This is a genomic window from Ruegeria sp. AF7 (assembly GCF_056541885.1).
In genome coordinates this window covers 1-26,871 of sequence record NZ_JBQFYX010000025.1, presented here as the reverse complement: position 1 = coordinate 26,871, position 26,871 = coordinate 1, and the positions used below count along the sequence as shown (strand labels likewise).

General features: G+C 55.2%; 24 protein-coding genes. 16 read left to right on the top strand and 8 right to left on the bottom strand.

Annotation, left to right across the window (positions count from 1 at the left end; all coding sequences use genetic code 11):
- Positions 1–490: 490 nt before the first annotated feature.
- The 4 genes from ACR0AP_RS19820 to ACR0AP_RS19805 form a co-directional block, all read right to left on the bottom strand.
- The gene (locus ACR0AP_RS19820) at positions 491–844 is read right to left on the bottom strand and encodes a phosphate-starvation-inducible PsiE family protein (protein WP_480508859.1); all 354 of its coding nucleotides are present in this window, start codon (positions 842–844) and stop codon (positions 491–493) included.
- Positions 845–1,004: 160 nt separating this feature from the next.
- Positions 1,005–1,793, bottom strand: coding sequence for a transporter (locus ACR0AP_RS19815; RefSeq protein WP_170400928.1), 789 nt, complete (start codon positions 1,791–1,793; stop codon positions 1,005–1,007).
- 40 nt (positions 1,794–1,833) lie between these two features.
- Positions 1,834–2,844 carry a DUF1254 domain-containing protein gene (locus tag ACR0AP_RS19810; protein WP_480508857.1) on the bottom strand — a complete coding sequence of 337 codons (1,011 nt, stop codon included), beginning with the start codon at positions 2,842–2,844 and terminating at the stop codon, positions 1,834–1,836.
- 17 nt (positions 2,845–2,861) lie between these two features.
- On the bottom strand, positions 2,862–3,917 hold the full coding sequence (locus ACR0AP_RS19805; protein WP_170431627.1) for a DUF1214 domain-containing protein: 1,056 nt from the start codon (positions 3,915–3,917) through the stop codon (positions 2,862–2,864).
- Positions 3,918–4,393: 476 nt separating this feature from the next.
- Here ACR0AP_RS19805 and ACR0AP_RS19800 point away from each other — a divergent pair, with 476 nt between their 5' ends.
- From ACR0AP_RS19800 to ACR0AP_RS19790, 3 genes are all read left to right on the top strand, one after another.
- Positions 4,394–5,470 (top strand): AraC family transcriptional regulator, encoded by a 1,077-nt coding sequence (locus ACR0AP_RS19800; RefSeq protein WP_480508855.1) that lies wholly within the window; start codon positions 4,394–4,396, stop codon positions 5,468–5,470.
- Between the two features lie 68 nt (positions 5,471–5,538).
- The gene (locus tag ACR0AP_RS19795; protein ID WP_253282656.1) at positions 5,539–6,285 is read left to right on the top strand and encodes an outer membrane protein; all 747 of its coding nucleotides are present in this window, start codon (positions 5,539–5,541) and stop codon (positions 6,283–6,285) included.
- Positions 6,286–6,539: 254 nt separating this feature from the next.
- On the top strand, positions 6,540–7,715 hold the full coding sequence (locus tag ACR0AP_RS19790; protein ID WP_170400931.1) for an alpha/beta hydrolase: 1,176 nt from the start codon (positions 6,540–6,542) through the stop codon (positions 7,713–7,715).
- 426 nt (positions 7,716–8,141) lie between these two features.
- Here the strand turns inward: ACR0AP_RS19790 and ACR0AP_RS19785 are convergent, their stop codons facing one another.
- Entirely contained in the window at positions 8,142–8,696 is a 555-nt protein-coding gene (locus ACR0AP_RS19785; RefSeq protein ID WP_170417168.1) for a cupin domain-containing protein, read from the bottom strand.
- Positions 8,697–8,851: 155 nt separating this feature from the next.
- Between ACR0AP_RS19785 and aptA the strand changes: the two genes are divergently transcribed.
- The 8 genes from aptA to ACR0AP_RS19745 all read left to right on the top strand — a co-directional run bounded on the left by aptA (position 8,852) and on the right by ACR0AP_RS19745 (position 17,341).
- The gene (aptA, locus tag ACR0AP_RS19780) at positions 8,852–10,174 is read left to right on the top strand and encodes an omega-aminotransferase AptA (protein WP_480508852.1); all 1,323 of its coding nucleotides are present in this window, start codon (positions 8,852–8,854) and stop codon (positions 10,172–10,174) included.
- A gap of 34 nt (positions 10,175–10,208) precedes the next feature.
- Positions 10,209–11,720: a CoA-acylating methylmalonate-semialdehyde dehydrogenase gene (locus tag ACR0AP_RS19775; protein WP_480508850.1), complete on the top strand. Its 1,512-nt coding sequence runs from the start codon at positions 10,209–10,211 to the stop codon at positions 11,718–11,720.
- Positions 11,721–11,745: 25 nt separating this feature from the next.
- Positions 11,746–12,855: an alanine dehydrogenase gene (gene ald, locus ACR0AP_RS19770; protein ID WP_480508848.1), complete on the top strand. Its 1,110-nt coding sequence runs from the start codon at positions 11,746–11,748 to the stop codon at positions 12,853–12,855.
- Positions 12,856–12,959: 104 nt separating this feature from the next.
- Positions 12,960–13,949, top strand: a complete 990-nt coding sequence (gene dctP / locus ACR0AP_RS19765; protein WP_480508861.1) for a TRAP transporter substrate-binding protein DctP — start codon at positions 12,960–12,962, stop codon at positions 13,947–13,949.
- 39 nt (positions 13,950–13,988) lie between these two features.
- Complete coding sequence (locus ACR0AP_RS19760; RefSeq protein ID WP_480508846.1) at positions 13,989–14,636, top strand: TRAP transporter small permease; 648 nt, start codon at positions 13,989–13,991, stop codon at positions 14,634–14,636.
- Complete coding sequence (locus tag ACR0AP_RS19755) at positions 14,633–15,925, top strand: TRAP transporter large permease (protein ID WP_480508844.1); 1,293 nt, start codon at positions 14,633–14,635, stop codon at positions 15,923–15,925. The genes ACR0AP_RS19760 and ACR0AP_RS19755 overlap by 4 nt, the downstream gene beginning before the upstream one ends.
- 141 nt (positions 15,926–16,066) lie before the next feature.
- On the top strand, positions 16,067–16,477 hold the full coding sequence (locus ACR0AP_RS19750; protein WP_171176310.1) for a universal stress protein: 411 nt from the start codon (positions 16,067–16,069) through the stop codon (positions 16,475–16,477).
- Positions 16,478–16,708: 231 nt separating this feature from the next.
- Complete coding sequence (locus tag ACR0AP_RS19745) at positions 16,709–17,341, top strand: tyrosine-type recombinase/integrase (RefSeq protein WP_480508842.1); 633 nt, start codon at positions 16,709–16,711, stop codon at positions 17,339–17,341.
- Positions 17,342–17,782: 441 nt separating this feature from the next.
- Here ACR0AP_RS19745 and ACR0AP_RS19740 read toward each other — a convergent pair whose 3' ends face one another.
- From ACR0AP_RS19740 to ACR0AP_RS19730, 3 genes are all read right to left on the bottom strand, one after another.
- Complete coding sequence (locus ACR0AP_RS19740; protein ID WP_480473196.1) at positions 17,783–18,733, bottom strand: DMT family transporter; 951 nt, start codon at positions 18,731–18,733, stop codon at positions 17,783–17,785.
- A 113-nt stretch (positions 18,734–18,846) separates the two neighbouring features.
- Positions 18,847–19,605: an alpha/beta fold hydrolase gene (locus ACR0AP_RS19735; RefSeq protein WP_480508840.1), complete on the bottom strand. Its 759-nt coding sequence runs from the start codon at positions 19,603–19,605 to the stop codon at positions 18,847–18,849.
- 468 nt (positions 19,606–20,073) lie between these two features.
- Positions 20,074–21,018 (bottom strand): helix-turn-helix domain-containing protein, encoded by a 945-nt coding sequence (locus tag ACR0AP_RS19730; RefSeq protein ID WP_480508838.1) that lies wholly within the window; start codon positions 21,016–21,018, stop codon positions 20,074–20,076.
- A 65-nt stretch (positions 21,019–21,083) separates the two neighbouring features.
- On the opposite strand from ACR0AP_RS19730, the gene ACR0AP_RS19725 reads away from it, so the two are divergent.
- From ACR0AP_RS19725 to ACR0AP_RS19705, 5 genes are all read left to right on the top strand, one after another.
- A complete protein-coding gene (locus ACR0AP_RS19725; RefSeq protein WP_480493913.1) occupies positions 21,084–22,415 on the top strand; it encodes a metal-dependent hydrolase family protein in 1,332 nt (443 codons plus the stop codon).
- 13 nt (positions 22,416–22,428) lie between these two features.
- Positions 22,429–22,824, top strand: coding sequence for a hypothetical protein (locus ACR0AP_RS19720; RefSeq protein ID WP_480493912.1), 396 nt, complete (start codon positions 22,429–22,431; stop codon positions 22,822–22,824).
- A 98-nt stretch (positions 22,825–22,922) separates the two neighbouring features.
- Positions 22,923–23,711 (top strand): efflux RND transporter periplasmic adaptor subunit, encoded by a 789-nt coding sequence (locus ACR0AP_RS19715; protein WP_480508836.1) that lies wholly within the window; start codon positions 22,923–22,925, stop codon positions 23,709–23,711.
- Positions 23,712–23,773: 62 nt separating this feature from the next.
- The gene (locus ACR0AP_RS19710; protein WP_480508834.1) at positions 23,774–25,114 is read left to right on the top strand and encodes a metal-dependent hydrolase family protein; all 1,341 of its coding nucleotides are present in this window, start codon (positions 23,774–23,776) and stop codon (positions 25,112–25,114) included.
- 10 nt (positions 25,115–25,124) lie between these two features.
- Positions 25,125–26,708 carry a HoxN/HupN/NixA family nickel/cobalt transporter gene (locus tag ACR0AP_RS19705; RefSeq protein WP_480508832.1) on the top strand — a complete coding sequence of 528 codons (1,584 nt, stop codon included), beginning with the start codon at positions 25,125–25,127 and terminating at the stop codon, positions 26,706–26,708.
- Positions 26,709–26,871 lie beyond the last annotated feature (163 nt).

The following is a 26,871-nucleotide window of genomic DNA, read 5'->3' as shown; positions in this document are numbered from 1 at the left end:
GACCAACAATACGTCCTTTGTTCCAGGCGGGACGAAGCGCACGAATGGCAGGTAAGTTTGGTGTTTCCATGACTGATCCTCCGATCCGCCATGCCCTCCCACAACGACAACCCGACGTTGACCGAGGCAACATATCACAGGATGCTGCGCCGCATTCGAGGTCTGGAACGAGCCCTGAGCGGAAGTGTCAAAATCTCGCTGCGCGCGCTCGCAGCAGGAAAATCGCCGCGCCTGCATCATTTTCGGCGCGGCTGCGCGGCGTGAAAACCGGCCGTTCATGTATGTCGCAGCGAGGAAGAGAACCCGGATCTACAGGTTGCGGACAAAGGGAACTTTCACCGGGCAGGTGCCAAGGTCTGCTTCCGGATTTCTTTAAGATTTTCGAGCGTTTCTTCTTTGGCTGAATAAGGAGGCGATTGCGGCTTCAAAAAAACACTAATGTCGGCGATCTCGCTTATGCCAGCGTCGATACAGGCGTCCTTTGAAATATCTACTTGCCACGCCACAGCAACCAATACGTGACACCAAACGCCAGACCGAGTCCAGAATACCCAACGAAATAAAGCGGCTCCAGGTCCGTCGTATCGAGTGTAATGACCTTTCTGGCAACGGCCATCAGGGCAGTTGCAACTAACAGCTTCACATGTATGACATCGGCCGTCAGGTAGAGCGTGACATTCGTGTAAATCTCGATAGCGATCAGCGCAACAAGCGCGGCCGCAAAAACCTCCAACAGAACACTGACGTCAAGAATCAGGGCCGGTGGACTTACAAGCTTGATGTAGAACGAGTAACCGGCGTCGATGACGGCAAATCCGATCACAACGACCATGAACAAAGACATCACCCGAACGGCGTGTCGAATGAGCCGATTGCAGCTTCTGACAATCAGATCCTAATGGTCAGGGTCAAGCTCGACATGCGCTTGCGCATTGCGTTGCATCTGATCGGCCATCAAGACCTCCCTATTTTCGACGTTTCATAAAAAGTTCTTCAGCCAAACGTCAGCGCCCTCTGGGCAAGACGACTTGAGCCTGCAAACGCAAGCGAACGCCTTCGGCACCCACTTCGGGCGCTTCGAGCCAATAGCCCGCCCCCGCTTGCAGATTGACCGGCAGCGCCCCCCATTGGACCAGCTTGGAGACCGAAGCGTTTATAGGCACAGCCCAGGCATCAGTTTCCCAGTCATAGGCGCTTTCGCTTTGCAGCGAATAGGTCCACGCGCCTTCGGTGGAATAAGCAAGAAAGGGCTGGACAAAACTCACATTCGTGGGGGTGTCGGGGTTGCTTTCTAGATCCCACAGATGATTGGCCAGCGCACCATAGGTCCACGGACCGGTCTGTCGCAGTGCAATGCCGGTGATCCCAGCAGCCCATGTATCACTCGATACGTCGCTAAAGGTTGGAAAGCGCACAACGGGACCCACGCCCCACGTTATGTCCCCGGTTCCGATTGGCGAGAACCACGCAGAGAAAAGGATATCTCCGAACCCCTCCTGGCGTGTGCCCGGCACAACGTCTTCCTGCCAGATGTAAGGAATGATAGTTCGGGTGATCAGGTTAAGGTCATCGTTCAGTTGAAAGGGCACGACTGGTTGAAAGTTCAGCGTGGTGCGCGAGCCCTGATCAGAGACGCCCAGATTTTCATCATGGTTCAATTGAAACGGAACCGAGACGATTGCCGCAAGCGGGTTGGCCAGTTCCTGGGCCAGATCGGATGCCTCGTCTGCAACGGTTGTGGTTCCGGCACTGGCTGCAAAAAGCAGCCCCATAAGAGTATGGGATCGACGCATAGCCGTGTACTCCTTTTGAAATGCAGGTTGGGCGAGTGGCCTAGTTGATCGGCTCCAACTTCGGGAAGGTCCAATTGCCGTTCAGGATTGCATCCTCCGGCTCATAAAGGCGGATCGCATAGTTCCAGCCCGAAGTGATCGGCAGACAGTTCACGCGGCCATCGTCGCACCCACCGAAATGCAACGTGACCGAGCCGTCTTCTGCTGCTTCGGCTGTGTAACCGTTGTAGCTGTTTACGCCCAGATCATTGGCTTCCAGAAAGCCGTCACCGTTATAAACAGTCACCGACCAGAACGCCCGAACCGGCACATCCTTGACGGTTACCGCATGCGGTGTTTCGCCGTCATTCTGATCGACCGCGTCCAACAGATAGATCGCGGCCTCAGGCGGAAGACCGCCCCAACCCGAGAACGCACCGACCAGAAACTGAACCGGATCAATCTCGTCCTTTGTTCTGCCAAAGGCGCGGGCTGAATCGGTGCCCAGCAAGGATAAATCGTTTATCGCCTGACGCGCAGTGGCAAGTTGTTCGGTGTTCCAGTTGGGCGCGTCAAACGGGCCCGTTCCACCGCCGCTGACGACAATTCCATCCTGTGCCGCTTGCGCGGCGGCAATATCATCCGGGTCAGTCACATCGACGAACGTGCGAAACGCGATGAAACCAAAGCGCGTACCAAGGTCTTCCTGTGTGATTTGATACGTGCCGGGCTCTGCCTCGGCATACATGAAGTGGTCCTGATTGATGACATGCATCGAGATATAGCGGCCATCCGCTTTAGGCAGTGTCACTTCGACGGGTTCGCTCAAATCCAGCAGAACGCAGGAGTAGAGCGTGTCCTGGTTCATGCGGATGACGGGCTGGTTATCCGGTGTGGTGGCTTCGCGCATATGCCCCAATTCGCCAACAGCGAGGCCGAGATTGGCCATGTTGGTCCGAAACATGTGATCTGTCTCGGCGCGCACAAGGGTGTCGACGGTCACATCGACCATGTCTTCGGCCCAAACGCCTGTCGGGAGTGTAAGCGCGACTGTCAGAAGAAGCTTTTTCATCGTAAGCATCCTGTTGTTCAGTTTGCGGGTTCTACGGAGGGGAAGACCCAGCTTCCGTCGATGACCTCTGGGCCCGGCTGATAAAGGCGCACGGCATAATTCCAGCCATCCATGATCGGGAGACAGTTCACACGTCCGTCGTTGCAACCGCCGAAGTGCACGGTCACACTGCCATCGTCATTCTTGGTGCCTGAGACCGAGTTGACCACATACGTGTCGAGGGAATTGAGTTCAAAAAACCCGTCTGCATTATAAAGGCTCACGGACCAGAATGCGTTCACTGGCACATCCGCCGGGACCTGGATTTTGTATTCCCCAAGCGGCAGGCCGGGCTCGATATTAAGATAAAAGGCCTCGTCTTCTGGCAGCCCACCAAAGCCGACTGCTGTGCCAAGGAAATGGCGTAATGGGTCTACATGATCTGCCTTACCAAAAGTCCGGACGCTGTCTGTGGCGAACCTGCCCAGCTCAATTGCGGCTTGGCGCAGCGCCTCAAAGCTCTCCGCGTCGTAATTGGGCATTTCGAAGGGCGTTGCGGAGGCAGCATCAATGGTGAACCCGTCCTGAATTGCATTGACCGCCGCAACATCCTTGGGGCTCTCGGCATCCACCAGTATTCTCATGAAAACAAGTACGTAGGGGGTATGGAATGTACCCATGTCAAGCTGGAACACACCGCCACCGTCGAACACTTCATTGATGAAATGATCCTGATTGACCACCATCGTCGTCATGTATCGGTCGCCCACATCGGGCAGAGTCAAGGTTGCGCCTTGGCTGATATCAATAACCGCAACGCTGTAGAGTGTGTCGCGATTCATCCGAATGGTGGGCTGATTGTCGATGGGGGTGGGTTCTTTGAAGTGAAAGAACTGATTTACGCCTCCGGCCAGGCCATTGTATGTCTTCAGTTCATTGTCTGTAGCAGCCCGAACAAAGTTGTTTATGGTAATGGGCACTTCGTATGTCTCAGCAAGTGCATCGACCGTGGTATCAAAGCTCTGAGCGGTCGCTGTGCTTCCAATCAGGACAGCTAAAGCAGCAAGTTTCCAGCGTTTGTGCGTGAGATTCATAGTTTGCCCGCTCCACTAGCCAATTACAGAAATGCATTGCTTGATGGTCCCGGCACCTGATCAAAAGCGCATTCTCAAGCCTCTCATTTTGTTGTTTTTTAAAATGCTACAATTGGAGCCTTGGCCATCTCTCTCCAACAAACCACAAAGTTCGAATGTATGCCCTGACAGATTGGAGCGACCGCTTCCGAAAACTGGTTAAAAATGACAGGTAGCGATAGCGTTTCGGCCAACAACTAGAAACTCTCTTTGCATATTGACCCGACGGCGGTCCTATTATTCGTGTGGTGATGTCAATCTCTTAGAGCGCACTCTCTGCGGGTAGCGTGGTTCAATTCGATTGAGCCCCTACCAGCGGGCACCTGACTTTTTTACCTCAAAAAGTGACTTCCGCTTTGACGCAGGTCAGGGACACAGAGCCGCGCTGGTCTATGCTTGACGTGCCCGACCTTTCAATTGCGGGGTCTTAAGGAGCTATGATGACAGGGCATGACGCACATGCTCAACACAGAACACCGCCGCTTACACGCGGGCGGGTTATCGTGCCGCTTTTGCTTGCGTTTCAAGAATCCGGTCAATCTGTAGAAAGTCTCCTAGCGGAATTCGATCTATCCTTCTCGGAATTGAACGCTCCGAGTTGTTTCATTCCGCACGACACTGTCTATGCCGTGTTTGAAGCCGTCGCACAAAAGACATCCCCAGACTTTCCCGCACTTGTTGGTCAAACTTCAGATCCGACCGTTGCATCCCCATTCGGACAGGCCTTTCGCGTAGCAAAGTCGCTGGCCGATTTCATTGCCAGGTTTTGCGTTCATGCGGGAAACAACACAAACGCGGTCACCATGACACTCGATGTCTCTGGAGAGTTCGCCGTGCTGTCCGCCAAACGCAGGTTCACGCCATGCTGTTCGCCCGCCTATATGGATGCGTTTCAGATCAGCCGATGGGCTATGTTGCTGCATGAAACCGCAGGTCAGCGTTGGGAAGCAAATAAGGTTCTTGTGCGTGTGAACCGTCCTGATCTGCTCCCGTCTTACTTCTACGGTATCCGGGCGGTAGGTGCGGGCTCAGACGGGTATTCCATCCGCTTCCCAAGTGCCTGGCTTTTGTTTGAACTGGTTAACCGAACCGCGACCGAGTACGTGTTGACCACTCAGGACGAAAAAAACCCTGTACCTACAGACTTGTTGAGTTCGATCCAAAGCGTTGCCAACTCAAGGGTCGGGCGCACGGACTTGTCGGCTACGGCGCTCGCCAAGGCATGCGGTTTTCGAGGCGCGGTTCTCAACCGACGGCTTGCTGTCTATGGGACATCACTGTCGCGCATCGTCATCGAAGCCAAATGTGACCAGGCGAAACATCTGCTTTCCAAGTCTGAATTGTCGGTGGGCGATATCGCTGATCATTTGGGATACTCTGACGCGACGGCCATGACACGGGCCTTCAAGAAATGGACGGGTCAAACACCGTCAGAGTTTCGCGCCCGTGAAATGAATAGCGTTAAGGCATCTGTTCCGATACTCGACCCGGTCGAATGCGATTGTGAAACGTAACAGGACAACGGCGCGGCCCATCTTTTGCCGCGCCTCGAACTCGGGATAGGCAAAGGGGGGAGCGGGCCATGGCGTGCTTAAAAATACGGTGTATCGCAAGCAGTTTTCTGGTTGCGGCGACGATGCTGCCCGGCGGATCAACAGCAGTGGCACAGGACTCCGACTGGAGTTTTTCCGGCAGCTTCTACATCTACGCGGCGGACACCAAGACAACCATTGGATCGCTGGAGTCGGAACTCAGCTTCAGTGAAGCGGTTGAAAACCTTGATCTGGCATTCATGGGTACACTTGAAGCGCGAAGTGGCCGGTGGTCGCTGATCGCGGACTACATGCGCACAGACCTGTCCTTTGACAATGACACTCCCGGCCCGGTGTTCAGTGGCGCTGAAACCAGTCTGAAGACGCAGTTTTTAAGTGGATATGCCGCTTACACGGCCTATCAAGACCAAAACCTGGCCGTCGATCTCGGTGGCGGGTTTCGCTGGTTTGAGACGAGCAGCACGATCACTCTGGTCGGCGGCCCCACCCCGGCACCAAGTTCCAGTGCCAGCGACGATTGGATAGACCCTCTGATTGCGGCCCGTATCCGGTATCAGATCAATGACCGATGGTCGGCCGTTGCCTTGGCCGACTATGGTGGATTTCGCTCAGATCGCGAAACCGCACAGTTTTTGGCAACGGTAGGTTATGCGATCGCTCCAAAGTGGAATTTGCGCGCAGGTTATCGCTACATCATGGTCGACAAAGGTGAAGTTGACAGCAGGTTCAAGCTCTCACAATTCGGACCCGTGTTGGGTGTGACCTACAGCTTCTGAGTAAGGGCATTATGCGAAAGGCGGCCATGCCGAACACAAACAGGTCTGTAGTATCGAAGTTGCGCCAAGGCGCGAGCAGCGGTGCCGACATGCTTGGGACCGACAATTGCAGCCGGATGCGAACAGTCGGACAAAGGCAATTCAGAAAAGGAACGACGAGGCGACTGATTGCCAGAGCTTTGCCTGCGGCAACCGTGTGTTCGTTCTGTGTCCTCGCTGCCTGCGGGCCAAACATCTATGACGAAATTGAACTGATGCCCTCCCCAACGGTCTATGCCGAGGCTGCTTTTGACCCTTACAAGGACATCACGGAAGACAATTTCGTGCAGCGTTCGCAGCTATTCTACGCTACAGATCGGCTGCCCGCGGTTCCCGGCGACCCACAAGCCTATTACAACAATGAGCGCGGTCACATTCTGCGTACCGGCATTGCCGAAGTGCAAAGCAACCCCCCATTGGCGACGTTGAAAAAGCTTCGCCACGTTACCATGACGCGCGACCGCGCTAAGGACTACACGCTCAGCTTGTCTGACGTACAAGAGATTGGTGTCATGCCGTTCAGTGTCACGCGCTACATGAACGATCCACCTTCGCAAAAGGAGATGAAGGCAGCCGGACTTCGGTTTGCCCAATGGATTGACGATCACCTTGCAGCCTCTCGCAACAAAGACATTTTCATCTATGTCCATGGCTACAATGTCGATTTTGATTACTCGACCCTTGTCTCCAAAGAGTTGCAACACTTTCTGGGCTATCAGGGCGCCTTCATCAGCTACAACTGGCCCGCTACACCCAATCGCTTGGCGTATTTTCGGGATCAGGAATCTGCATTGGCGACGCGCCGCAATTTGCGTTCTCTTGTCGAATACTTGTCGGCAAACACCAACGCCCGGCGCATTCACCTTATAGGATACAGCGCAGGCTCAAGGCTCGCATTTGAAGCCGCCTATCAGATTGCTTTGCGGCCTGGGCCAAAGCCGCGGCTGGGGCAGTTGATCCTGATCAGCAGCGATCTTGATCGAAGCTATTTCTTGCAATCAATTGAAGACGGCCTTCTGGATGCCGTTATAGGTGTGACACTCTATCAATCGCAGACCGATTCAGCGCTGGCGATGTCACGGTTGGTCTTCGGCCGCGACCGTCTGGGTCAGGTTTCCGATGAAGCAATAAATGGGTCTCTGTTCCAGCGCCGACTGTCTGAGATGAAAACCCTACATATCATCGATGTGACCGAGGCCGAAGCAGCCGATACAGGAAACGGGCATTGGTACTTTCGGTCTTCGCCCTGGGCCAGCAGTGACCTGTTCATTTCTCTGCTTACAGACCGAGATCCTCAAGCGCGCGGGCTTGTGCGTGCTCCGGGCGAAGCTGTCTGGAGTTTTCCATCGAATTATCCGCAGACACTGCAACGCTTTCGAAATGGCAGCTAGTACTGGGACTCCAGTGGGTCAGAACCATTAGAACCAGTTTCTGGATTTAATCTATGAGCCTGACAACGCACCTAGAATGCTCAACGCAAAGCTGACGTTCGAGCAACGCGCAGCATCGGTAGAAGTGGGCTCACTGCCGTCATCAGAACAACCGCAGCATCTCATTGGAGAGCTTAGATCACGACGATGAAGTCGGCCCTTAACCGACATTCAGCACGGCACCGATTTTCTGCGGGTGCAGCCCGCATTCCGGCCATTCGCTGCAAGCGCGAAATCTAGATGGACCGCCGTTGAGGATCGCGTGAGAAAGGCGACAATTGGCTCCTGATCGTGAATGTCGATTTCATTTCTTCATTCTGAGTTGGTTATCGAATTTGACTATCCCGCGAAATATTGAAGCACTCACAGAAGAGCTCTTTCATTTAGTCAGAACGACGAGGGAGTGCAGGCGCTGATCACTTTGCATGGCGTATCACCGGCATTCCGAAACCTGTGTGGCAATATGCTTGAGAAGTAGTATGCGTCCCCGGGGCCCAGAACCCTGGACTGCCCATCTACCGTCACTTCAAGACGGCCCTCTATCACAACCGCACATTCCTCTCCTTCGTGCGACAGTTCAGATCGACCCGAGTCAGCACCGACATCGTACTCTTCTATGAGCATCTGGAGTTTTCTGTCTCGGCGCTCTCCTGCGACAAGCAAATAGGAGACTCCAGGTGATCCCAAGTCGCGCATTCTTTCGTGCGGGTAAAAAAACGACTCCTCGTTTTGCAATTCAAAACTGAAGAAGAAGCCCAAATTGACGTCTACCGAGGCAAGGATCTTCTTTAGCAACGCCACAGATGGTTGAGTCGAACCGCTTTCGATTTGAGAAATCGTCCCGCTACCCACTCCCGCGCGTTTGGCCATTTCACGTTGACTGAGGCCTTTGGTCGTCCGAATCAACTTTAGACGACGGGCTGTTTCGAGATCTGATGACAAAACCGTTACTCTAGTGCTTTCTTGCTTTAGATCGAAAGCATTCTAGGGGCGCAACGATTTTTTTCAATAACTTACAGATTAAGATAAAACTGGATGTGCGGAAGGTCTAAACTCTGCAAGGATTTGTCATCAAATGAAAATCTGCTTCGCGAGGAATGGACGTGCTCGATCAACCCAATACAATGTCATCGTTCTGGATGCCGTTTTCGGCCAATCGTGATTTCCTTCGCGAGCCCCGAATGATCCAAGCGGCCGAGGGGATGTATTACACCAGTTCTGATGGCCGGAAGGTCATGGATGGTACCGCCGGGCTGTGGTGCGTCAACGCGGGTCACCGGGATCCACTGATCGTAGAAGCCGTGCAAAAACAGGTGCACGAGTTGGATTACGCACCGAACTTCCAGTTCTCCCACCCTCAGGCGTTTGAGTTGTCGGCAAAGCTGACAGCGATGATGCCTGAGGGAATGAACCACGCCTTCTTCACCAACTCTGGCTCAGAGTCCGTCGATACTGCGCTCAAGATCGCGCTGCATTACCACCGGATGCGTGGTGACGGAACTCGCACCCGCTTGATCGGACGTGAGCGCGGGTATCATGGCACAGGGTTTGGGGGCATCTCGGTTGGCGGCATCGTCAAGAACCGCATGCATTTCGGCACGCTTCTGACCGGCGTTGATCACCTGCGTCACACGCATGATCTGGACAAAAACGCATTCTCCTGCGGTTGCCCTCAACACGGGGCAGAGCTAGCAGACGATCTGGAGCGATTGGTTGCTTTGCATGACGCCTCGACCATTGCGGCTGTGATCGTCGAACCAATGGCCGGTTCGACCGGTGTTCTCCTGCCGCCGAGAGGATACCTAAAGCGACTGCGTGAGATTTGCGACCGCCATGGCATTCTGCTGATTTTCGATGAGGTCATCACCGCATTTGGTCGTTTGGGGGCCGCGACTGCTTCGGAGTATTTCGACGTAAAGCCGGACATCATCACAACTGCAAAAGGCCTGACCAACGGTGTTATTCCGATGGGTGCGGTCATCGTATCCGACAAGATCTATGACTCGGCGATGGAAAATGCCGATGCGCCGATCGAGCTGTTCCATGGCTACACCTACTCGGCCAATCCGGTGTCCTGTGCCGCAGCGCTGGCGACTTTGGAAAGCTACAAGCAGAATGATTTGTTCCGCCGCGCCGCATTGCTGTCGCAGCCCTGGGAGGATCAACTTCACAGCCTCAAAGGTCTGCCGAACGTCATCGATGTCCGCAACCTGGGATTAGTTGGCGCGGTCGAGCTTGCACCACGAGAAGGTGCGCCAGGGGCACGGGGCTATGACGCCATGAAGCGAGCCTGGGACGCCGGAATAATGATCCGGGTCACCGGCGACATCATCGCCCTGTCTCCACCGCTGATCATCTCGGAGCCCGAAATAACGACACTTTGTCAAACACTTGGAGAGGTATTGGCGGATCTGCCATAACCCCTGACTTCTAACCCCAAAAAGGACTGACATCATGAAAGATGCATCCCCGATCGCTTTGATCGGCCACTACATTAATGGCCAAATCACTGCTCCATCCGGTGAGAATACTCAGCCGGTTTTCAATCCCGCAACCGGTGCGCAAACCGGTGAGGTGTCGCTGGCGACGGTACAGACCGTCGACGACGCGGTGGCTGCGGCAAAAGCAGCGTTCCCGAAGTGGTCGAACACGCCTCCGATCCGCCGTGCCCGCCTGATGAACAACTTTCTGGCGCTGGTACGCGAGCACAAAGACGAACTTGCCCGCGCTATCACTGTAGAGCATGGCAAGGTGTTCACCGACGCCCAAGGCGAGGTTGAGCGCGGTATTGATATCATCGAGTTTGCCTGCGGCATTCCGCAACTCCTCAAGGGCGATTACACGGAGCAGGTTTCCACTGGCATGGACAACTGGACAACGCGTCAGGCGTTGGGCGTTGTGGCCGGAATTACTCCCTTCAACTTCCCGGTCATGGTGCCGATGTGGATGTTCCCGATCGCCATCGCCGCAGGCAATACCTTTATCCTGAAGCCATCCCCGACCGATCCGTCCGCGGCGCTGCTGTATGCGGATCTGATGCAGAAGGCTGGCTTCCCCGATGGCGTGTTCAACGTCGTACAGGGTGACAAGGTCGCCGTGGATGCGTTGCTGGAAAATGACGACGTCAAGGCCGTGTCTTTTGTCGGTTCGACCCCGATTGCGAACTACATCTACGAAGTGGGTGCGCGGCACGGCAAACGCGTTCAGGCGCTGGGTGGTGCGAAGAACCACATGCTGGTGATGCCGGATGCCGATATGAACAAGGCTGCGGATGCGCTGATCGGCGCGGCCTATGGCTCGGCCGGAGAGCGCTGCATGGCGATCTCGGTTGCCCTGCTGGTCGGCGATGCCGCCGACAAGCTGATGCCTGTCCTGAAAGAACGCGCCGAAACCCTGAAGGTCAAAAACGGCCTCGAACTGGACGCCGAGATGGGCCCGATCGTCACCGCCGCCGCGCGTGACCGCATCAAAGGGTACATCGACTCTGGCGTCGAAGAAGGTGCGGATCTGCTGGTCGATGGCCGCGACTATACCGTCGAAGGGCACGAGGAAGGCTATTTCCTTGGCGGCACCCTGTTCGACAACGTCACCCCCGACATGAAGATCTACAAGGAAGAGATCTTTGGCCCCGTCTTGTCCTGCGTCCGCGTCTCGAACTTTGCCGAAGGTCTTCAACTGATCAACGACCACGAATTCGGAAACGGCGTGTCACTGTTCACCCGAGACGGCAACGTCGCGCGCGAATTCGGTAAGCAGGTTCAGGTCGGCATGGTCGGGGTCAATGTTCCGATCCCGGTTCCGATGGCCTGGCATGGCTTTGGCGGCTGGAAGAAAAGCCTGTTCGGCGACATGCACGCCTATGGCGAAGAAGGCGTTCGTTTCTACACCAAGCAGAAATCCATCATGCAGCGCTGGCCCGAAAGCATCTCGGAAGGTGCCGAGTTCGTCATGCCAACCGCAAAATGATCATCCGTTCCAAGGAGTGAAAAATATGTTCATTGGTGTTCCCAAGGAAATCAAGAACCACGAATACCGTGTTGGCCTGACCCCTGAAAGCGTCGCCGAACTGGTTTCTCATGGTCACAACGTCATCGTCGAGACCAATGCCGGCACAGGCATTGGGGCTGATGATGATGCCTATCGTGCCGCTGGCGCGGAGATTGCCGAAACCGCAGCGGATATCTTTGCCAATGCGGAGATGATTGTGAAGGTGAAGGAACCTCAGGCCGTTGAACGCGCTATGCTGCGGGAAGGTCAGATCCTTTACACCTATCTGCATCTGGCCCCCGACCCGGAACAGACCAAAGATCTGGTCGACTCGGGCGCTGTCTGCATCGCTTATGAAACCGTCACCGACGACAATGGCGGTCTGCCCCTGCTGAAACCGATGAGCCAGGTTGCCGGACGCATGTCGATCCAGGCCGGTGCCAGCGCGTTGGAAAAGGCAAAGGGCGGTCTGGGCGTATTGCTGGGCGGCGTGCCCGGTGTGAAGCCCGGCAAAGTTGTGGTCATCGGTGGAGGCGTCGTTGGGTTCAACGCGGCTCAGATGGCCGTTGGCTTGCATGCGGACGTGACCATTCTGGACCGCAATCCGGCAGTCCTTGAGAAGTTGGAGAACCATTTCGAGGCGTCCGCCAAAGTCGTCTATTCGACCAAAGCCGCATTGGAGGAAGAAGTCACCAATGCCGATCTTGTTGTCGGCGCGGTTCTGATCCCCGGTGCTGCTGCACCCAAGCTGGTCACGCGCGATTTGATCTCGAAAATGAAACCCGGTGCGGTCGTCGTGGACGTAGCGATTGACCAGGGCGGCTGCTTTGAAACGTCCAAAGCCACCACTCACGCCGAGCCCACATATGTTGTCGACGATGTTGTTCACTACTGCGTCGCCAACATGCCGGGCGCAGTCGCCCGAACGTCGACCTACGCACTGAACAACGTCACGCTGCCGCACGCTCTGGCCATTGCCAACAATGGCTGGAAACAGGCGCTGGCAGATAATCGTCACCTGATGAATGGCCTGAACGTGGCCCACGGAAAGGTGACGTACAAGGCTGTGGCCGATGACCTTGGATACAAGTTCATCGCCCCTGAACTTTGCTGAACTGAAGCAAAGAAATGTCCCGCCGCGCGCTATGCGATGGGACACACACCACTGAGGAGGAAACCTTTATGATTACGAAGATTAACCGCCGCGCCCTTGGCGCGATGGGTGGCGCTGCTTTGCTTGCTGCAACCACACTCTCAACCGTAGCTGCAGCGGAAGACATGACTCTGCGTTTTGCTGGCGTGTTCCCGATTGATCATCAGGGCACGAAGATGATGGAACAGGTCGCAGCGGATGTTGCAGCCGCGGATGTCGGCCTGACGGTCGAAGTCTTTCCGGCAAACCAGCTGGGTTCTGGTGAGGCGCTGTTCGAAGATGTTGCACGCGGCAATATCGACCTGGCATCGGCGTTCATCTATGCCGATACCGATCCACGCCTGGAATTCCTGTCAATGCCGTTCCTGCTTGGCGGCTGGGATGACATGGAAAGCACGCTTCTGAACATGGATTCCGAGTTCAACACCATCCTGCAAGAGATCACCGACGAATATGGCGTGCGCGTCATGGCGCAGAATCCGGAAGGGTTCATCGGCATCGTTTCGTCGCAAGAGCCCGAGAACTGGAATACCTTTGACGACAAGGGCATGAACATTCGCGTCTGGTCTTCCAGCGTTGTGAAGTCGATGGTCGAAGAACTGGGTTACCAGGCGACCACTATGGCATGGGGCGACATCTTCCCGGCACTTCAGGCCGGCATCGTCGATGGGGCGATCTGCTGCACGAAGACCGCGACTTACTCGATCTTCGCCAAGTCGGATGTTGGCACCCATTTTGTCGAATACAATTCGATCTCTGAGCTGACAACCTTCTACGCGTCGCAGCGGACGCTCGACAAGCTGAACGACGAACAGCGCGCCGCGCTGCAAGCCGCGATGACGAAGGCGTCCGAAGACTTCTTCGCCTACAACCGTGAGAATGACGAAGTGTTCGGCCAGAAATTGCTCGACAAAGGCTACACCATCCTGCGCCTGAGCGACGAAGAACAAGCTGCGATGGCCGCTCATGTTCAGGAAACGGTCTGGCCCGCGATGGCACAAAACGTCGGTCAGGACATCATCGACCGCCTGCTGGCAGCAAAAGAACAGCAATAAACACCGAGAAGAAGGGCCAGCAAATCAGCTGGCCCTTTTTTGGTCTTTGGCTCAACTAAGGGAGGGAGAAAGATGTCTAGTTCTGAAGCTGAACGCCCATTGGTCGTCGAAAGCGCAGAAAAGAAGAGCTCGCAAAAAATCACTGACGAGTTGCCAATCATTATTGGGTATCCGCTGAAAGCAGTGGCTTTTGTCATGAGGCAGATCGTCATGTTTGCCGGTTTCCTGATGGCATTCACGTTTGGAGCCGTTGTTGTCATCCGATATGGATTTGGCGGTGATCTCTTTGCCTACGAAGAATGGCTTTTGGGTATCAGCATCATCGGCTTTTTTGCAGGTGCTGTTCTGGCCTCTGCCCGCAACCTGCACATCAACGCGGACATTCTTGGCATCGTGATCCAAAACCCTCGGTTGATTTGGTGGCGCGGCTTTGTGGTCCTGACAGTCGAGGTGTTGGTGATCCTGTTCCTCATGTACGCCTGCTATGTCTCGCTGCTTGATGACTTCTCATTCCCCCGGCTGCGCGCAACCCCGGTGCTGCGCATTCCGTTTGTGACCTGGCGGATTGCGATCATGATTGCCTTTGGCCTCATGGCTACGTTCACGGCGGCATACTTGTACGTACACATCCGCAAGGGGCTCGGGCTTCCCCTGAGATCAGAAATGCAAAAAGGAGAAACCCAATGATCATCGGAGGAAGTCTCCTAATTGTCTGCTTTATGCTGCTGTTGGGCGTCAGCGTTTATGTGGCATTCGGATCTGTATTGATTTTCATCGCCTTTGTCGGAGATCAATCCATCACCGGCTACTTGCCCACCGGTTCTACAGGTATCCGCTCACTCGTACTTCTGGCGATCCCACTCTTCATGATCGCCGGAGGCATCATGGAGAAAGGTAAAATCGCGGCCCCTCTTGTCTCTCTGGCTGAAATGTTCATTGGCCATATCAAAGGAGGATTGAGCGCTGCAGGGGTACTAGCCTGCGGTGTGTTCGGGTCCATTTCCGGTAGTGCCAATGCAACGCTGACCTGTATCGGCGGCATCATGATGCCCCACTTAAAAAAGGCCAACTATCCGGGTGGGCAATCGGCAGCTCTGATCGTGGCGGCCAGCCCCTTGGGTCTGTTGATCCCACCGAGTTCGTCTCACATCCTTTATGGCTGGGTTGCACAGCAGCACGTACTGAAGTGCTTCTTGTCCACGGTCATTCCGGCGATCATCCTGATCACGCTATTGATAATCGTTAATCAGTTCATGCTGCGGAAGTATGACGACATCAACCTGACGGAACGTCCTAAACCGTTCCTGCCGACATTCGGAGTTCAGGCGCGCCTGGCCGGACCTGCGCTTATGATGCCGTTGATCATCCTCGGCGGTATCTATGGTGGTATCATGACACCGACCGAAGCCGCCGGTATCGCAGTGGTCTACTCGATCCCAATCGCGATCTACTTCTATCGTGGCCTGACCTGGAAAACCCTGGCCCAGACGATCCAGAATTCCGGTGTTACGATTGGTGTGGTCATGGTCATGATCTTCATGGTTCTGATCGTGTCGGACAACCTGATCTCGCAGGGTGCACCTCAGTTGGCCAAAGATCTGGTCTATTCCGTTTCGGACAATCCGGTCGTCATCCTTCTGATGATCAACGTCGTGATGATCCTGATCGGAATGCTGATGGACGATATTTCGGGTCTGCTTCTGGCGACGCCGATCTTGCTGCCCATCGCGCAGAGCACTGGTATGGATCCGATCCACTTTGCGGCTGTGATTGGCGTGAACCTTGGTATGGCGAACATCACCCCACCAACTGCGCCGCTGCTTTACCTTGGTGCTCAGGTCTGTGATGAGCCGGTTTCGCGCATGTTATGGCCGACTTTGATCTTCATAGTCTTTGCCTGGCTTCCGACGCTTATGTTGACAACTTTCGTACCAGAGTTGGCCCTGTTCCTGCCTGAGCTCCTGCTCAGCCGGTAGTGGCAAGAAAGAGCAAAAGCCCAAGACGAAATAGCACGCACCCCAACCTTACGGCTGGGGTGCCTGAGCGCCCTCCTAAAGATGAAGTGGGAGAGGCCAGTTCGCAGAAGAAAACTGAAAACCTAAATACGGAGGTTTAAAATGTACAAAAATATACTAGTCGCACTGTCTCTGGAGCATGGCATCAGTGAACACGCGCTTGCGGCGGCACATGCCCTTGTATCCGAAGGTGGAAAAATCACTGCCGCACATATCCATGAGCCCCCAAATAGACAGATAATGTACTATATGGATGAAGGGATCGCAGAAAAATCTCTCCAAAAAGCAAAGGCGCGCTTGGCCGAGCGTCTAACAAGTGAGACCGACGTGTCGTCTATCTTGCTCGAGAGCCAATCGGCTGGTCGCGCAATCACCGAATACGCCAACAAACATGGCATCGACTGTATCGTCCTCGCTTCACATAAACCTGGGATGAAAGAGTTCTTTTTGGGTTCCACGGCTGCTCTCGTTGTTCGCCATGCTCAGTGTTCGGTGCATGTACTCCGTCTGTGACGCTGTTACCCGCAACATGTTCGTAACTTCGCCCAGTGAAATCTGCGATGATAAGCACGTCTCACAGTGACCAAGGTCTAATTTTGGCGTACCTAAAAGAGTTTCACTTTGCAGCATTTGGGAAGTAGGACTCGCAGCCGATCTCGGCGACAACGCGGCATCCTGTGATATCCTCTTTCGTCAACGTCGGGTTGTCGTTGTGGGCGGGAATGGCGGAAAGGAGGATCAGTTATGGATACACCAAACTTACCTGCCATTCGCGCACTTCGGCCAGCCTGGAACAAGGGCCGCATCGTCGGTCAGAAGCGGCCACTGAAACCTAAGCATGTCTGGGCAATCCGGGTGCGGCTTGAATTGGCAGAGAAATATCGTGATCTAGCTCTGTTCAATATGGCAATCGACAGCAAGCTTCGCGGGTGCGACCTTGTGAAGATGAAAGTTGTGGATGTGATGGCGTCTGGCCAGATCAAGGAACGCGCCTCAGTGCTGCAGAGCAAGACGCAGAAACCAGTCAGGTTTGAGATATCGGAAGGCACCCGCGCATCCGTCGAGAAATGGATGGAAGACGAACTGATGGTCGGATCAGAGTTTCTTTGGCCAGGCCGTTTTCATGAGCGACTTCACATATCGACACGACAGTATGCGCGGATTGTTCGGCACTGGGTCACGTCGATCGGACTGGAAGCTAGTGCATATGGCACGCATTCGATGCGGCGCACGAAAGTCACTCAGATCTACAAGAAGACTGGCAATCTTCGCGCCGTTCAGCTTCTATTGGGGCACACAAAGATGGACAGTACGGTCAGATATCTTGGTGTTGAACTTGAGGATGCTTTGGCCATTGCTGAAGCCATTGAAATCTAACATCTCTGGGCCGCCTACACGGGCGGCCCATAGCTGCCTTTCACCGGTTGGTCGAGACACTGCGACCGCGCCCGCATTCCGGTCATTCGCTGCAAGTGCAAATTTTGGCGCTGCACAAACTCACAGGTTGCGGACAAACCCGACTTTGGATTTTCAACCCTCGCTGACGCAGCATAACTTTGCAGTCGCGGCGCACCTTCTGTTGCCGTGCAGCGCATGTCACCGAAGCAGTCGTTCAGCAGCGCGGATCTTGCCCGAACCCATACTGTGCTTTCGCCGCAGCCAAGTCAGACAAGAAAGACGCGGGACTTTGCCGCCATTCGTTTGTCTTCGCTGAATGTCCGCTACTCAAAAATAGACCCGACGCTTGGCCGGGCCTGTTGGTGACGACGGGGATCGTCACTCCTTAATGTGCTTGTAAAAAGTATTCCAGAAAGCGCCTCATTCTACTTTTTGGGGCTTGTGCCTGGCAAAGCGGGAAAAAAGCCGACCGTCGGTTACAGCAAAGCCAAGAGCAATGATGGCAAACCCGACCCAAGCTTCCGGCTCCATCTTTTCACCTAGAAACGTGACACCAAGACCGATAGCGAACGGTGGGATCAGCAGCGTAACCAAAAGAAGATTGGCGGCTCCGGCGCGCGCAAGGATTGCGAAATAAAGTACATAGGCCAGCGCTGTTGATAGAGCGGCCATCCCAATAAGCGCTGCCCATACACCAGCAGACAGAGCGAAGCTTGGAGGGCCATCCATCACAAGAACAATAGGGATCATAAGCACTGTGCTGCCGATCAGCATACCAAGTGCATTTACAAGTGGTGGTTGGCCCGAAAGAGCTGTTCTGCCCCAGACCCCAGCAAAAGCATAAGAGAGCGTCGCCCCAAGGATAGCCAGCTGTGCCAGATTGCTAGGATTAAACTCAGTTAATGCGCTTGGCCCCATAATGAAGGCCACCCCTATAATACCTAGGGCAGCACCTGCTATTTTCTTCGGAGTCAGCGGCTCATCCTTCAGAAGTAAGCCAGCCACGACCGCTGCAAACATTGCTGTTGTTGCGTTGAGGATTGAGGCCAACCCGCTGTCTATTTGCGTTTGCCCCCAGAAGATCAACGAAAATGGGATGGCATTGTTGAGCGCTCCCATAACGAGATAAGCTCCCCATACCTGAGGGGCACGTGGAACACTCAATCCTTTGAATAGGACGATGAGTGCCAGAATAGGGACTGCCCAGATCACCCTATGCAACGTTATTGTCAGCGGTGGCACTTCAGTTAGTGCAACCTCGCCGAAGAAGAACGACCCGCCCCAAACAGCCGCGAGCAGAAGCAGCATGACGCTTGCTGTAAAATCCATTGCTGGCATGGGGCGATTTGTCATGTCTTCTGGTTCCGTCACTAACTGTCACCTAACGGATTAGCTTACGTGACCCCGACACCGCGACCCGGTTCTTGCGGAAAACCATTACAAAGCCAGCTTTCATCTATCCAATTGTGAACGGCTGTATTCGTCTATCGGTGGAGTGCCTCAGCGATCATTTCTGCAAGCCTTTCGGGTTGATCAACGCTCGCCCAGTGTGTGGCCTTTTCGAGAACGATCCGATCCATCTTGTTTTCTTCCAGCCAACGGACGGTGCTGTACGGACAGTTGTCAGGATTGTAGAGATAAATCACATTTGCCGCGTTCTGCAAAAGCTCGCCGGGCACGCAGTCTGCTGAAAAATGTCGCGCGTCTGTCCCGAGTTGCCACAGCGCCAGAGTATCGGCCTTCGATACTTCACTACGATACCGTCGAATGATTGGTGCCGTTTTCGCCATTTCATCAAGCCGCTCAAGAAACGCCTCACGAAACGCAAACGGATCACTGTAGTCGGCAGCAGTTCCAGAAAAATAAGCATCCTCGGCAGTGATATTACCTTCCAATGAAATGATGGTTGTCAAAGGACAGCTTGCCCTTTTGACAGCCAGCGAAGCTATGATTGAAGCAACCGAATGAGCAACAATGATTTCGGCTCCGTGCTTGTTCGCCTCGTCGGCGACGGTTTGCGCAAGTGCTTCGAGAGTTGTTTTCTTTGCCAGAGGCTGAGCGCCAAATCCCGGAAGATTAATAGGTAGCAAACGATAGCTGTTGGCGAGGTGGGTGTCAGCCATACTTTCAAACATGCTCGCATTGTCACCAAAGCCTGCAACACAGAGAATGGCGGGCCTTTCATCGTTCGCTTGACTGGGGTGTTTGGTCATTTCGGATTCCAGAGCATCGTATGCAGACATTAACACTACTCCGCAGCAATCGACAATTTGGGCTCAGTGCCGCCGAATGCCCTTGCAGAAAGTCTCAAGTTGCAGTTGCAACGGAACCAGCCATCGACAAATTCTAGCAAGCCGTTGATCTTGTGTCGTATCGTGCATTCCGCGGTCGTTGACATCTCAAGAGCAGTGGTTCGCGCCGCAAGCGGCGAAATCTGACTGTGAGCCCAAACTACTGAATGCTGCGGATAGCATCAATTTCCGAAGGCAATTGCTTAGCTGACATTCAGCAACGGTTTGAAACCAGTCTCGTAGATAACTTCGCCTGTCTTGTGGCGTTTGCTTCTAAAAACGAAAAATTCGCTACTTGCTACCGGCGATAAGGACCGGTTCATATAAAGGCGGTCGCATGAAAGTCGACGTTCTTTGCCGGAATTCATCTATGTTGGAGACGAAGACATGATCGAAGATCTGTGCCAATCAAGGGGAGCACTAGCGCACCAGTATCTGCGACGGCAGTTCTCCGTATACCCGTTTGTAAAACCCACTGAAGCGACCGAGTTCAGAAAATCCCGCTCGTCGGGCAGCCATCTTCACAGTCAGTTTTTCTTCGCGGGCTAAGGACAGTTCATTGTGAACACGCGATAAGCTCAAGTGCCTAGTGTATCTTGCTGGAGAAAGACCGGTTACTTGATAAAAAGCTGCATTTAATGTTGGTGCGCTGACCCCGCATAAACCGCATAGATCGTGCAGGCTAACCGTGGTGTCTTGGTTTTGCATCAGATACTGCTGCGCGGTACGAAATGTTTCATAGGAACGAATGTTTTGCGGCGTATGCGTCGTTCCCTCGCCGATTAAGGCGGTAGCCAAAGCGATGGCCACGGTCTGCTCTACAGCTTCCGGGTCGTCAAAGTTCGTTGATCCGTAAACAGCGTTTGCAAGCGCCGATATCAGGTTGCCGAATGTATGTGGCTCAAGCGATATCGGCCCTTTGGGGATATCAGTCTCATCGGGGTTGTATCCTACAAGAGCCGCCATGACTTTAAGTAGCAAGTCGGTGTCCACGCTGCCCGCAAAGAGATTGCGGCTCGGGGCAAAAAGCTCCGTTTCGTCCCAGCCGAAATTCAGGAATAAAGTCCGTTTGCCGCCGGAGGCACCGTTCAATTTCCAATCACTTGCATCCGTGACCGGTAGCGTAAAAGTGACATAGCCTCGGGGTTGCTCGGTGCGTATGCAAGCTTCATGCGGAAAACGTGTATGGACGAGCCCGACGCGGTCCGATTTGAACCCCATCACCTGATCGACGCCCTCGCTTGGCGAATACTGCACGATCTGACCTTGCAGAAGCCCCTCGTTCATCAATACGCTGAGTGTGCTTGAGAAACGAAAGTACGTCGGTTCCTTCAGAATAATTTCGGTTTTTTTTAATTTCTGCATAACTTTGTGACCACACAATAATTGAAAAAAGCAATAGGCTTCACGGCAGCCGATAGGAGACCGTGATGAAATTTAATAGCTTTGCCCTTGCCATTTTTGCAATAGGCGCTTCTGCAGTCTGCGCGCAAGATGCGGATGGTCCCATTTTAATTACCAACGTGAATGTTTTCGACGGCGTCAACGAGGCGCTCATCGAAAACGCCAATGTGGTCGTGACCGACAATCTGATTACTGCTGTGTCGGCCGAAGATCTCGCGGTGGCAGGCGGCCGCGTGATTGACGGCGGCGGGCGCACGCTGATCCCCGGGCTGATCGACGTTCATTGGCACACGCTATACTGCTGCAACCCGCAAAGTGTCGTGGTGACTGGCGACGTGCTCGAAATCGCCATCCGCGGCGCACAAGGTGCGGAAAAGACGTTGATGCGTGGTTTCACGACCACGCGTGACGTCGGCGGCAACTCCTTCGCGATCAAGCGGATGATCGATCGGGGGGAGTTGAAAGGCCCGCGCATCCTGCCATCGGGGCCGCCCGTGACGCAGACAGGCGGCCATTTCGACTACCGCCCCTACCAGGCGGTGCCGACCAATCCTGCGGACTCCCAGTGGTACTGGTTCAGCGTTGGCGTCATGGCGATGGCGGACGGGGTGCCAGAGGTGACCAAGCGCGCCCGCGAAATCATGCGTATGGGAGCGACGCAGCTCAAGATTTCTACAGGGGGCGGGGTGTCGTCCACCTATGACCCTCTCGACGTCAGGCAGTACACGCGAGCCGAAATCGAGGCTTTCGTCGAAGTCGCCGACACCTACAACACCTACGTCGCCTCTCACACCTTTACGGACGAAGCTGTACGTATCTCGGTCGAGGCCGGCGTGAAAACCATCGAGCATGGCTTTCTCATGAGCCGCGAGACGATGGAATTGATGCGCGACAACGATGTCTGGCTGTCGGTGCAGCCGCTGCTCGATGACGAGGATGGCTTTACTTTCGATGACCCCGTGAGCCAGCAGAAATGGATCGATGTCACGAACGGCACCGACTTCACTTACAAGACCGCGAAAGAAGTAGGGGTCAAGGTGGCCTTTGGCACCGACATCCTGTTCGATCCCGCTCTCGCTGAGCGTCAGGGCGCGTTTCTGGCGAAACTTCAAAGGTGGTACACGCCTTACGAAGTTCTGAAGCAGGCCACGTCGAACAATGCGGAACTGCTGGAACTCGCAGGCCCGCGCCACCCCTATCCGGCTGGCCCCTTGGGGGTCATCGCGGAAGGTGCCTACGCCGATCTGATCCTTGTCGATGGCAATCCGCTTGAGGACATTGATCTGATCGCCGATCCGCATGAAAATTTCGATCTCATCATGAAAGATGGTGTTATCTATAAAAACGAGATCGAGTGAGGCGGTCGGACCGATGCTGTCGTTAAACCGTCTGCTGTTGCTTCAGTCGATTTTCGCGGCGGCCTCGCTCACCTATCTCGTCGTCAACCTGATCCGTAGCGAGACCACCGGCAAGGCGCTCAGCGCGGCGGCCATCGGTCCCTCAATCGCTATGTTCATCGTCTATCTGGGCATTCTCTGGCTCGGCCGCTCGGGCCATATCGGCTGGTACCGGATCGGAATGATCCCGGCGCTCATCCTCTTCGGGGGCGGCGGGGTAGCCGGGAATATCCTTCGGTATTTTCAAAGTGGATTGGAGAACTATGCGAGTGTTTCTGCGTTTCTAATTGCTGTTTTGATCAATGGTTGCGGAACAATTCTGAATGTGGTCGCGACACTTGGGCTGTTCAAAAGGGGCGAAACGTTATGAAGATATCCGGCAGTGCCGACGCAAAAGGCAGTATTTCGCGGAGCGAGTGGGCGCGACTTTGCTCAATGCAAATGATCGCATTCGTGAGTTCGCTTGTGATGGCATTTCCAAACATGGCCCCCGCGCAAGAAAACATACTCGAGGTTGCAGAATTCGAGGGTACCGTTGTTCCGGCACGTGAAGCCGAGATCACGCCAATCGTCAGCGCATGGTTGCGGGAAATTACCTTCGCACCCGGCCAAATGGTCGAGGAAGGCGACATCCTGTTCGAGTTCGCAAAGCCGCCTGCGGAGTACCGGTTGCAACTTGCCCAAGCGCAGCTCGTTGCCGCGCGCGCGCAATTGCTTGAGGCGATAGCAGACGTCAAACGCGCTGAGACTCTTGCGGATCGGGATGTGGTTTCTGCTGTCGACCTGGAGAAGGCCGAAGCACTTCGTGATATCGCCTTTGCCAACGTCGCACAGGCCGAGGCGAATGTTGGTCTTGCAAAACTTGGCGTGATGCAGATGACACAGAAAGCACCCTTCACGGGAGTGATGAGTGCATCAATGGTGCGTGAAAACGGCTGGCAGGATGTCGGCGACGGGGACATCACCATGGCTATCATTACGCAACTCGATCCGATCCAGGTTGTGGGTGAGGTGCCTTACGATGTGTACGCGGCGCGGCAGAAGATGTTCGCCTCGGACGAAGCCTTGATCGAAGGGGTCGTGCTCTCGCTCACCCTGCCGGATGGCGAGGAATACCCGTACCGGGGCAAGCTTGTTTCGGGTGGCTACACGTTCGAGGAAGAGACGCAGAAAATCACGGTTTGGGGCGAGTTTCCGAATCCGGAGCATCTTCTTCGGCCCGGCCTGAAAGTCACCGTTCAGTCCGAAGTGAACTGAACCTGTAATTCACAGTTCGGCGCTGACGTCGGACTAACCTGCATCGCACAGCGGAGGCCCGTATGTCTGTAAAGAATTTCGTTGCCACAACCCTTGTCATGCTGGCCGTGTTCGGCCCGGCAGGAGCTCAGGACAACACCGATGCCGGCACTCTCATCACAGGGGCGCGTATCTTCGACGGGCTTAGTCCCGACCTGATCGAGGGGCAGGACGTTCTGATCCAGGACGGCATGATCGCCGCCATCGGGGCCGGACTCGATACGCCCGAGGGGGCCACGGTCATTGACGCTGAGGGGCGCGTCATGACGCCAGGCTTCATCGACATGCACTACCATCTCAGCCTCTGCACGGTGCCGGTGGCGGACATGGCCGGATCCTACGCTCCGGATCTGGATTACATCGGGATCAAGGCGGCGGGCGCCGCGGAGGATGCCCTCATGCGCGGCTTCACGAGCCTGCGGGACGTGGGCGGCGCGTCATGGGGCGCCAAGCTGGCCGCTGACCGCGGCGAGATTGCCGGGCCGCGCGTATGGCCATCGCTTCGGGCGATTTCTCAATTCGGCGGACATGGTGATGCTAATCCCCGCTTCATGAACCCGCGCGAATTCGGTGGACCGGAAAACAACCTCGAACGACTGGGCTACAGCAGGATCGTAAATGGGCGCGACGATGTGCTCGCTGCCGCGCGGGAGAACCTCAAGCGTGGCGCAAGCCAGATCAAGATGCACCTCGCCGGCGGTGTCGGAACTGAGTTCGACCCGATTGATGGGCGGCAGTTCATCAAAGAGGAAATAGAAGCGGCGGTCGAGGTAGCAGACGGCTTCGGCACCTACGTGACGGCACATGTCTATACTGTCGATGGCATCAAGCAGGCCATCGAGGCGGGCGTCCGTTCCATTGAACACGGCAACCTCATCAACGAGGAAATCGCCCAGATGATGGCCGAGAATGATATCTGGCTGAGCCCGCAGGTACTTGTCTACCGCACCTTTTCGCCTGACCTCGGGCCCGTGCGCCTCGCCAAAGGGCGGATGGTTGAGGCCGGGCTCGACAGCATGTTCACACTGGCCAAAAAGTACGGGATTAAGATCGCTTTCGGCACTGACGTCGTTGTGAACCCACAAGCGTGCGCCGATCAGAACAAGGAGTTTGCGGCCCGTCTTGACTGGTTCACGCCTGCCGAGATCCTGACCCAAGCGACCGCAAACTCCGGTGAGCTGCTTCAGCTCTCTGGTGACCGCAGTCCCTATCCCGGCATCGTTGGTCGGCTCGTCGAAGGTGCGCATGCAGACCTGTTGCTGATCGACGGAAATCCGCTCGAGGACATTTCCATCCTCGAAGACCATGAAACCGCGCTCGACCTGATTATGAAGGGCGGGACCATTTACAAAAACGACTTGTAGGAAGTTCAGCATGGTTCAGTCACTTCTGCGGCTGCGTGGCCTTCTAGCCATCTTAGTCATCGCCATCCAATCCGTCGCCGCCGCAGCGTCTGACGGCGCGAATTCGCAGTTCGCGAGTTGGGATGCGCTCGCTCCCACCGTTGAGCCGTTCGATGACCCCTTCCTCGATATGACGCTGGAACAGAAAAAAGACTTGCGAGATATCTTGATTTCCCAGAAAGCCGAGACCGCCGGGAGTGGCTCGCTCGGTCTGCCGGACGCTGCAAGAGCGGCCCGCGGCAGGCTCGAAGCTGCTGGCCTCGACCCGGATTATCTCCTCGATCAAAGACTGGTCGTAATGAAACGGCGCCGCGAAGAAGCGACCGGCGTGACGTCGACCTTCCTCGATCAACAGGTCCTTCTCGACGGTTTCGTTCTGCCGCTGGTGTGGGAAGGCGAGCGCGTTGTCGAATTCCTGCTCGTGTCCTGGGTCGGTGCCTGCATACACACGCCACCTCCGCCGCCCAATCAGATTATTCACGTCGCCTTCCCCGAGGGACTGGAGCTGAAACGGCGGTTCGAAGCGGTCCGGTTGGAAGGGACATTGCGCCATCGACCCGCAGAGCATGCGCTGTTTCTGATCGATGGAAGCCGGCAGATCCCCGCCTCATACGGCCTGGACGGTGCAGCACTAACCGGCCAGCCGGGTGAAATCGTTGCGGCCTCCGCGTCCGGTGTTCCGGCCCTCATCAGAGCGCAAATCTGGGTAAACACGCTCTTCACATCGGGAATGTCAGAAATCGGCAAGGAGGGGTCGGCACAAGCAATTCTCTTGGCCGTGCTTTTGGCCTTCGGATACGGGGCACTTCACACGCTGGGACCAGGCCACGGCAAGGCGGTCGTGATCTCTTACTTTGTGGGGACAGGTGGCAGTCTCCGACGCGGGCTCAACATGGGCGCGCGCATCGCCGCCTTTCACGTCGCATCGGCGATCGTGGTCGTCTTCCTTCTCGATCTCGCCGTGCGGCAAGCGACAGGAGCTGCCCCCTCCGATTACAGGATGATCCGCCTTCTCAGCTATTCGCTGATTGTCGCCATCGGTGCCGTGATGCTCTGGCAGGCCATTCGCGCCATGCGGCAGCAAACGCCCGAAGCCGTTCAGCACAAGCACGACCATCATCATGCCGATCACGCCCACAGTGCCTGCGCAGCCTGCAATGGGCACGAGGCGCGTGCGGTAGGCGGCTGGGTCGCGGCTGCCGTGGGTGTCGTCCCGTGCACCGGAGCATTGATCGTGATGCTGTTCGGCCTTGCGAATGACCTGATCTGGCCGGCTACTCTGATGGTGGTCGCGATCTCGGCCGGTATGGCGGTCGCCATGTCCGCGCTGGGGGTCGCTGCGCTCTGGGGCCGTGGTTGGGCAGAACGCCGCTTCGCATCTGATCAGCCAACGCGACAACGCTTCGCTAAAGGTGCGCGTCTTGCAGGTGCAATATGCGTTCTTGTGATTGGCGTAGGGCTGTTCTTCACCACCCTTGTTCACGCGCCTACAGATCGACTTCAATTGGACGGAATTGCCACGGTCTCTGAGAGTTTGAGCGTATCTGGAGGATGATCTAGCCTCTTGTAAGTATGTAGTACGAACGAAAGGTTTTCTGGCAAACGCCTTGACCCAACCCCCTGAAATCAGGCCATCGAGGTGTTAGTAATCCGTCCAAGAAAAGGATGGACCATGAAACGCAGATTTTCAGACGAACAGATTATTGGAATGATCAAGG

What these genes read in the sequence shown, in the direction of transcription:
- ald (WP_480508848.1), top strand. Translation starts at nt 11,746, where the DNA reads ATGTTCATTGGTGTTCCCAAGGAAATCAAGAACCACGAATACCGTGTT.
- ACR0AP_RS19815 (WP_170400928.1), bottom strand. Translation starts at nt 1,793, where the DNA reads ATGCGTCGATCCCATACTCTTATGGGGCTGCTTTTTGCAGCCAGTGCC.
- ACR0AP_RS19730 (WP_480508838.1), bottom strand. Translation starts at nt 21,018, where the DNA reads ATGCAGAAATTAAAAAAAACCGAAATTATTCTGAAGGAACCGACGTAC.
- ACR0AP_RS19710 (WP_480508834.1), top strand. Translation starts at nt 23,774, where the DNA reads ATGTCTGTAAAGAATTTCGTTGCCACAACCCTTGTCATGCTGGCCGTG.
- ACR0AP_RS19790 (WP_170400931.1), top strand. Translation starts at nt 6,540, where the DNA reads ATGCCCTCCCCAACGGTCTATGCCGAGGCTGCTTTTGACCCTTACAAG.
- ACR0AP_RS19750 (WP_171176310.1), top strand. Translation starts at nt 16,067, where the DNA reads ATGTACAAAAATATACTAGTCGCACTGTCTCTGGAGCATGGCATCAGT.
- ACR0AP_RS19810 (WP_480508857.1), bottom strand. Translation starts at nt 2,844, where the DNA reads ATGAAAAAGCTTCTTCTGACAGTCGCGCTTACACTCCCGACAGGCGTT.
- ACR0AP_RS19805 (WP_170431627.1), bottom strand. Translation starts at nt 3,917, where the DNA reads ATGAATCTCACGCACAAACGCTGGAAACTTGCTGCTTTAGCTGTCCTG.
- dctP (WP_480508861.1), top strand. Translation starts at nt 12,960, where the DNA reads ATGGGTGGCGCTGCTTTGCTTGCTGCAACCACACTCTCAACCGTAGCT.
- ACR0AP_RS19755 (WP_480508844.1), top strand. Translation starts at nt 14,633, where the DNA reads ATGATCATCGGAGGAAGTCTCCTAATTGTCTGCTTTATGCTGCTGTTG.
- ACR0AP_RS19775 (WP_480508850.1), top strand. Translation starts at nt 10,209, where the DNA reads ATGAAAGATGCATCCCCGATCGCTTTGATCGGCCACTACATTAATGGC.
- ACR0AP_RS19735 (WP_480508840.1), bottom strand. Translation starts at nt 19,605, where the DNA reads ATGTCTGCATACGATGCTCTGGAATCCGAAATGACCAAACACCCCAGT.
- ACR0AP_RS19800 (WP_480508855.1), top strand. Translation starts at nt 4,394, where the DNA reads ATGATGACAGGGCATGACGCACATGCTCAACACAGAACACCGCCGCTT.
- ACR0AP_RS19745 (WP_480508842.1), top strand. Translation starts at nt 16,709, where the DNA reads ATGGATACACCAAACTTACCTGCCATTCGCGCACTTCGGCCAGCCTGG.
- ACR0AP_RS19725 (WP_480493913.1), top strand. Translation starts at nt 21,084, where the DNA reads ATGAAATTTAATAGCTTTGCCCTTGCCATTTTTGCAATAGGCGCTTCT.
- ACR0AP_RS19720 (WP_480493912.1), top strand. Translation starts at nt 22,429, where the DNA reads ATGCTGTCGTTAAACCGTCTGCTGTTGCTTCAGTCGATTTTCGCGGCG.
- ACR0AP_RS19820 (WP_480508859.1), bottom strand. Translation starts at nt 844, where the DNA reads ATGTCTTTGTTCATGGTCGTTGTGATCGGATTTGCCGTCATCGACGCC.
- ACR0AP_RS19705 (WP_480508832.1), top strand. Translation starts at nt 25,125, where the DNA reads ATGGTTCAGTCACTTCTGCGGCTGCGTGGCCTTCTAGCCATCTTAGTC.
- ACR0AP_RS19795 (WP_253282656.1), top strand. Translation starts at nt 5,539, where the DNA reads ATGGCGTGCTTAAAAATACGGTGTATCGCAAGCAGTTTTCTGGTTGCG.
- ACR0AP_RS19715 (WP_480508836.1), top strand. Translation starts at nt 22,923, where the DNA reads ATGGCATTTCCAAACATGGCCCCCGCGCAAGAAAACATACTCGAGGTT.
- aptA (WP_480508852.1), top strand. Translation starts at nt 8,852, where the DNA reads ATGGACGTGCTCGATCAACCCAATACAATGTCATCGTTCTGGATGCCG.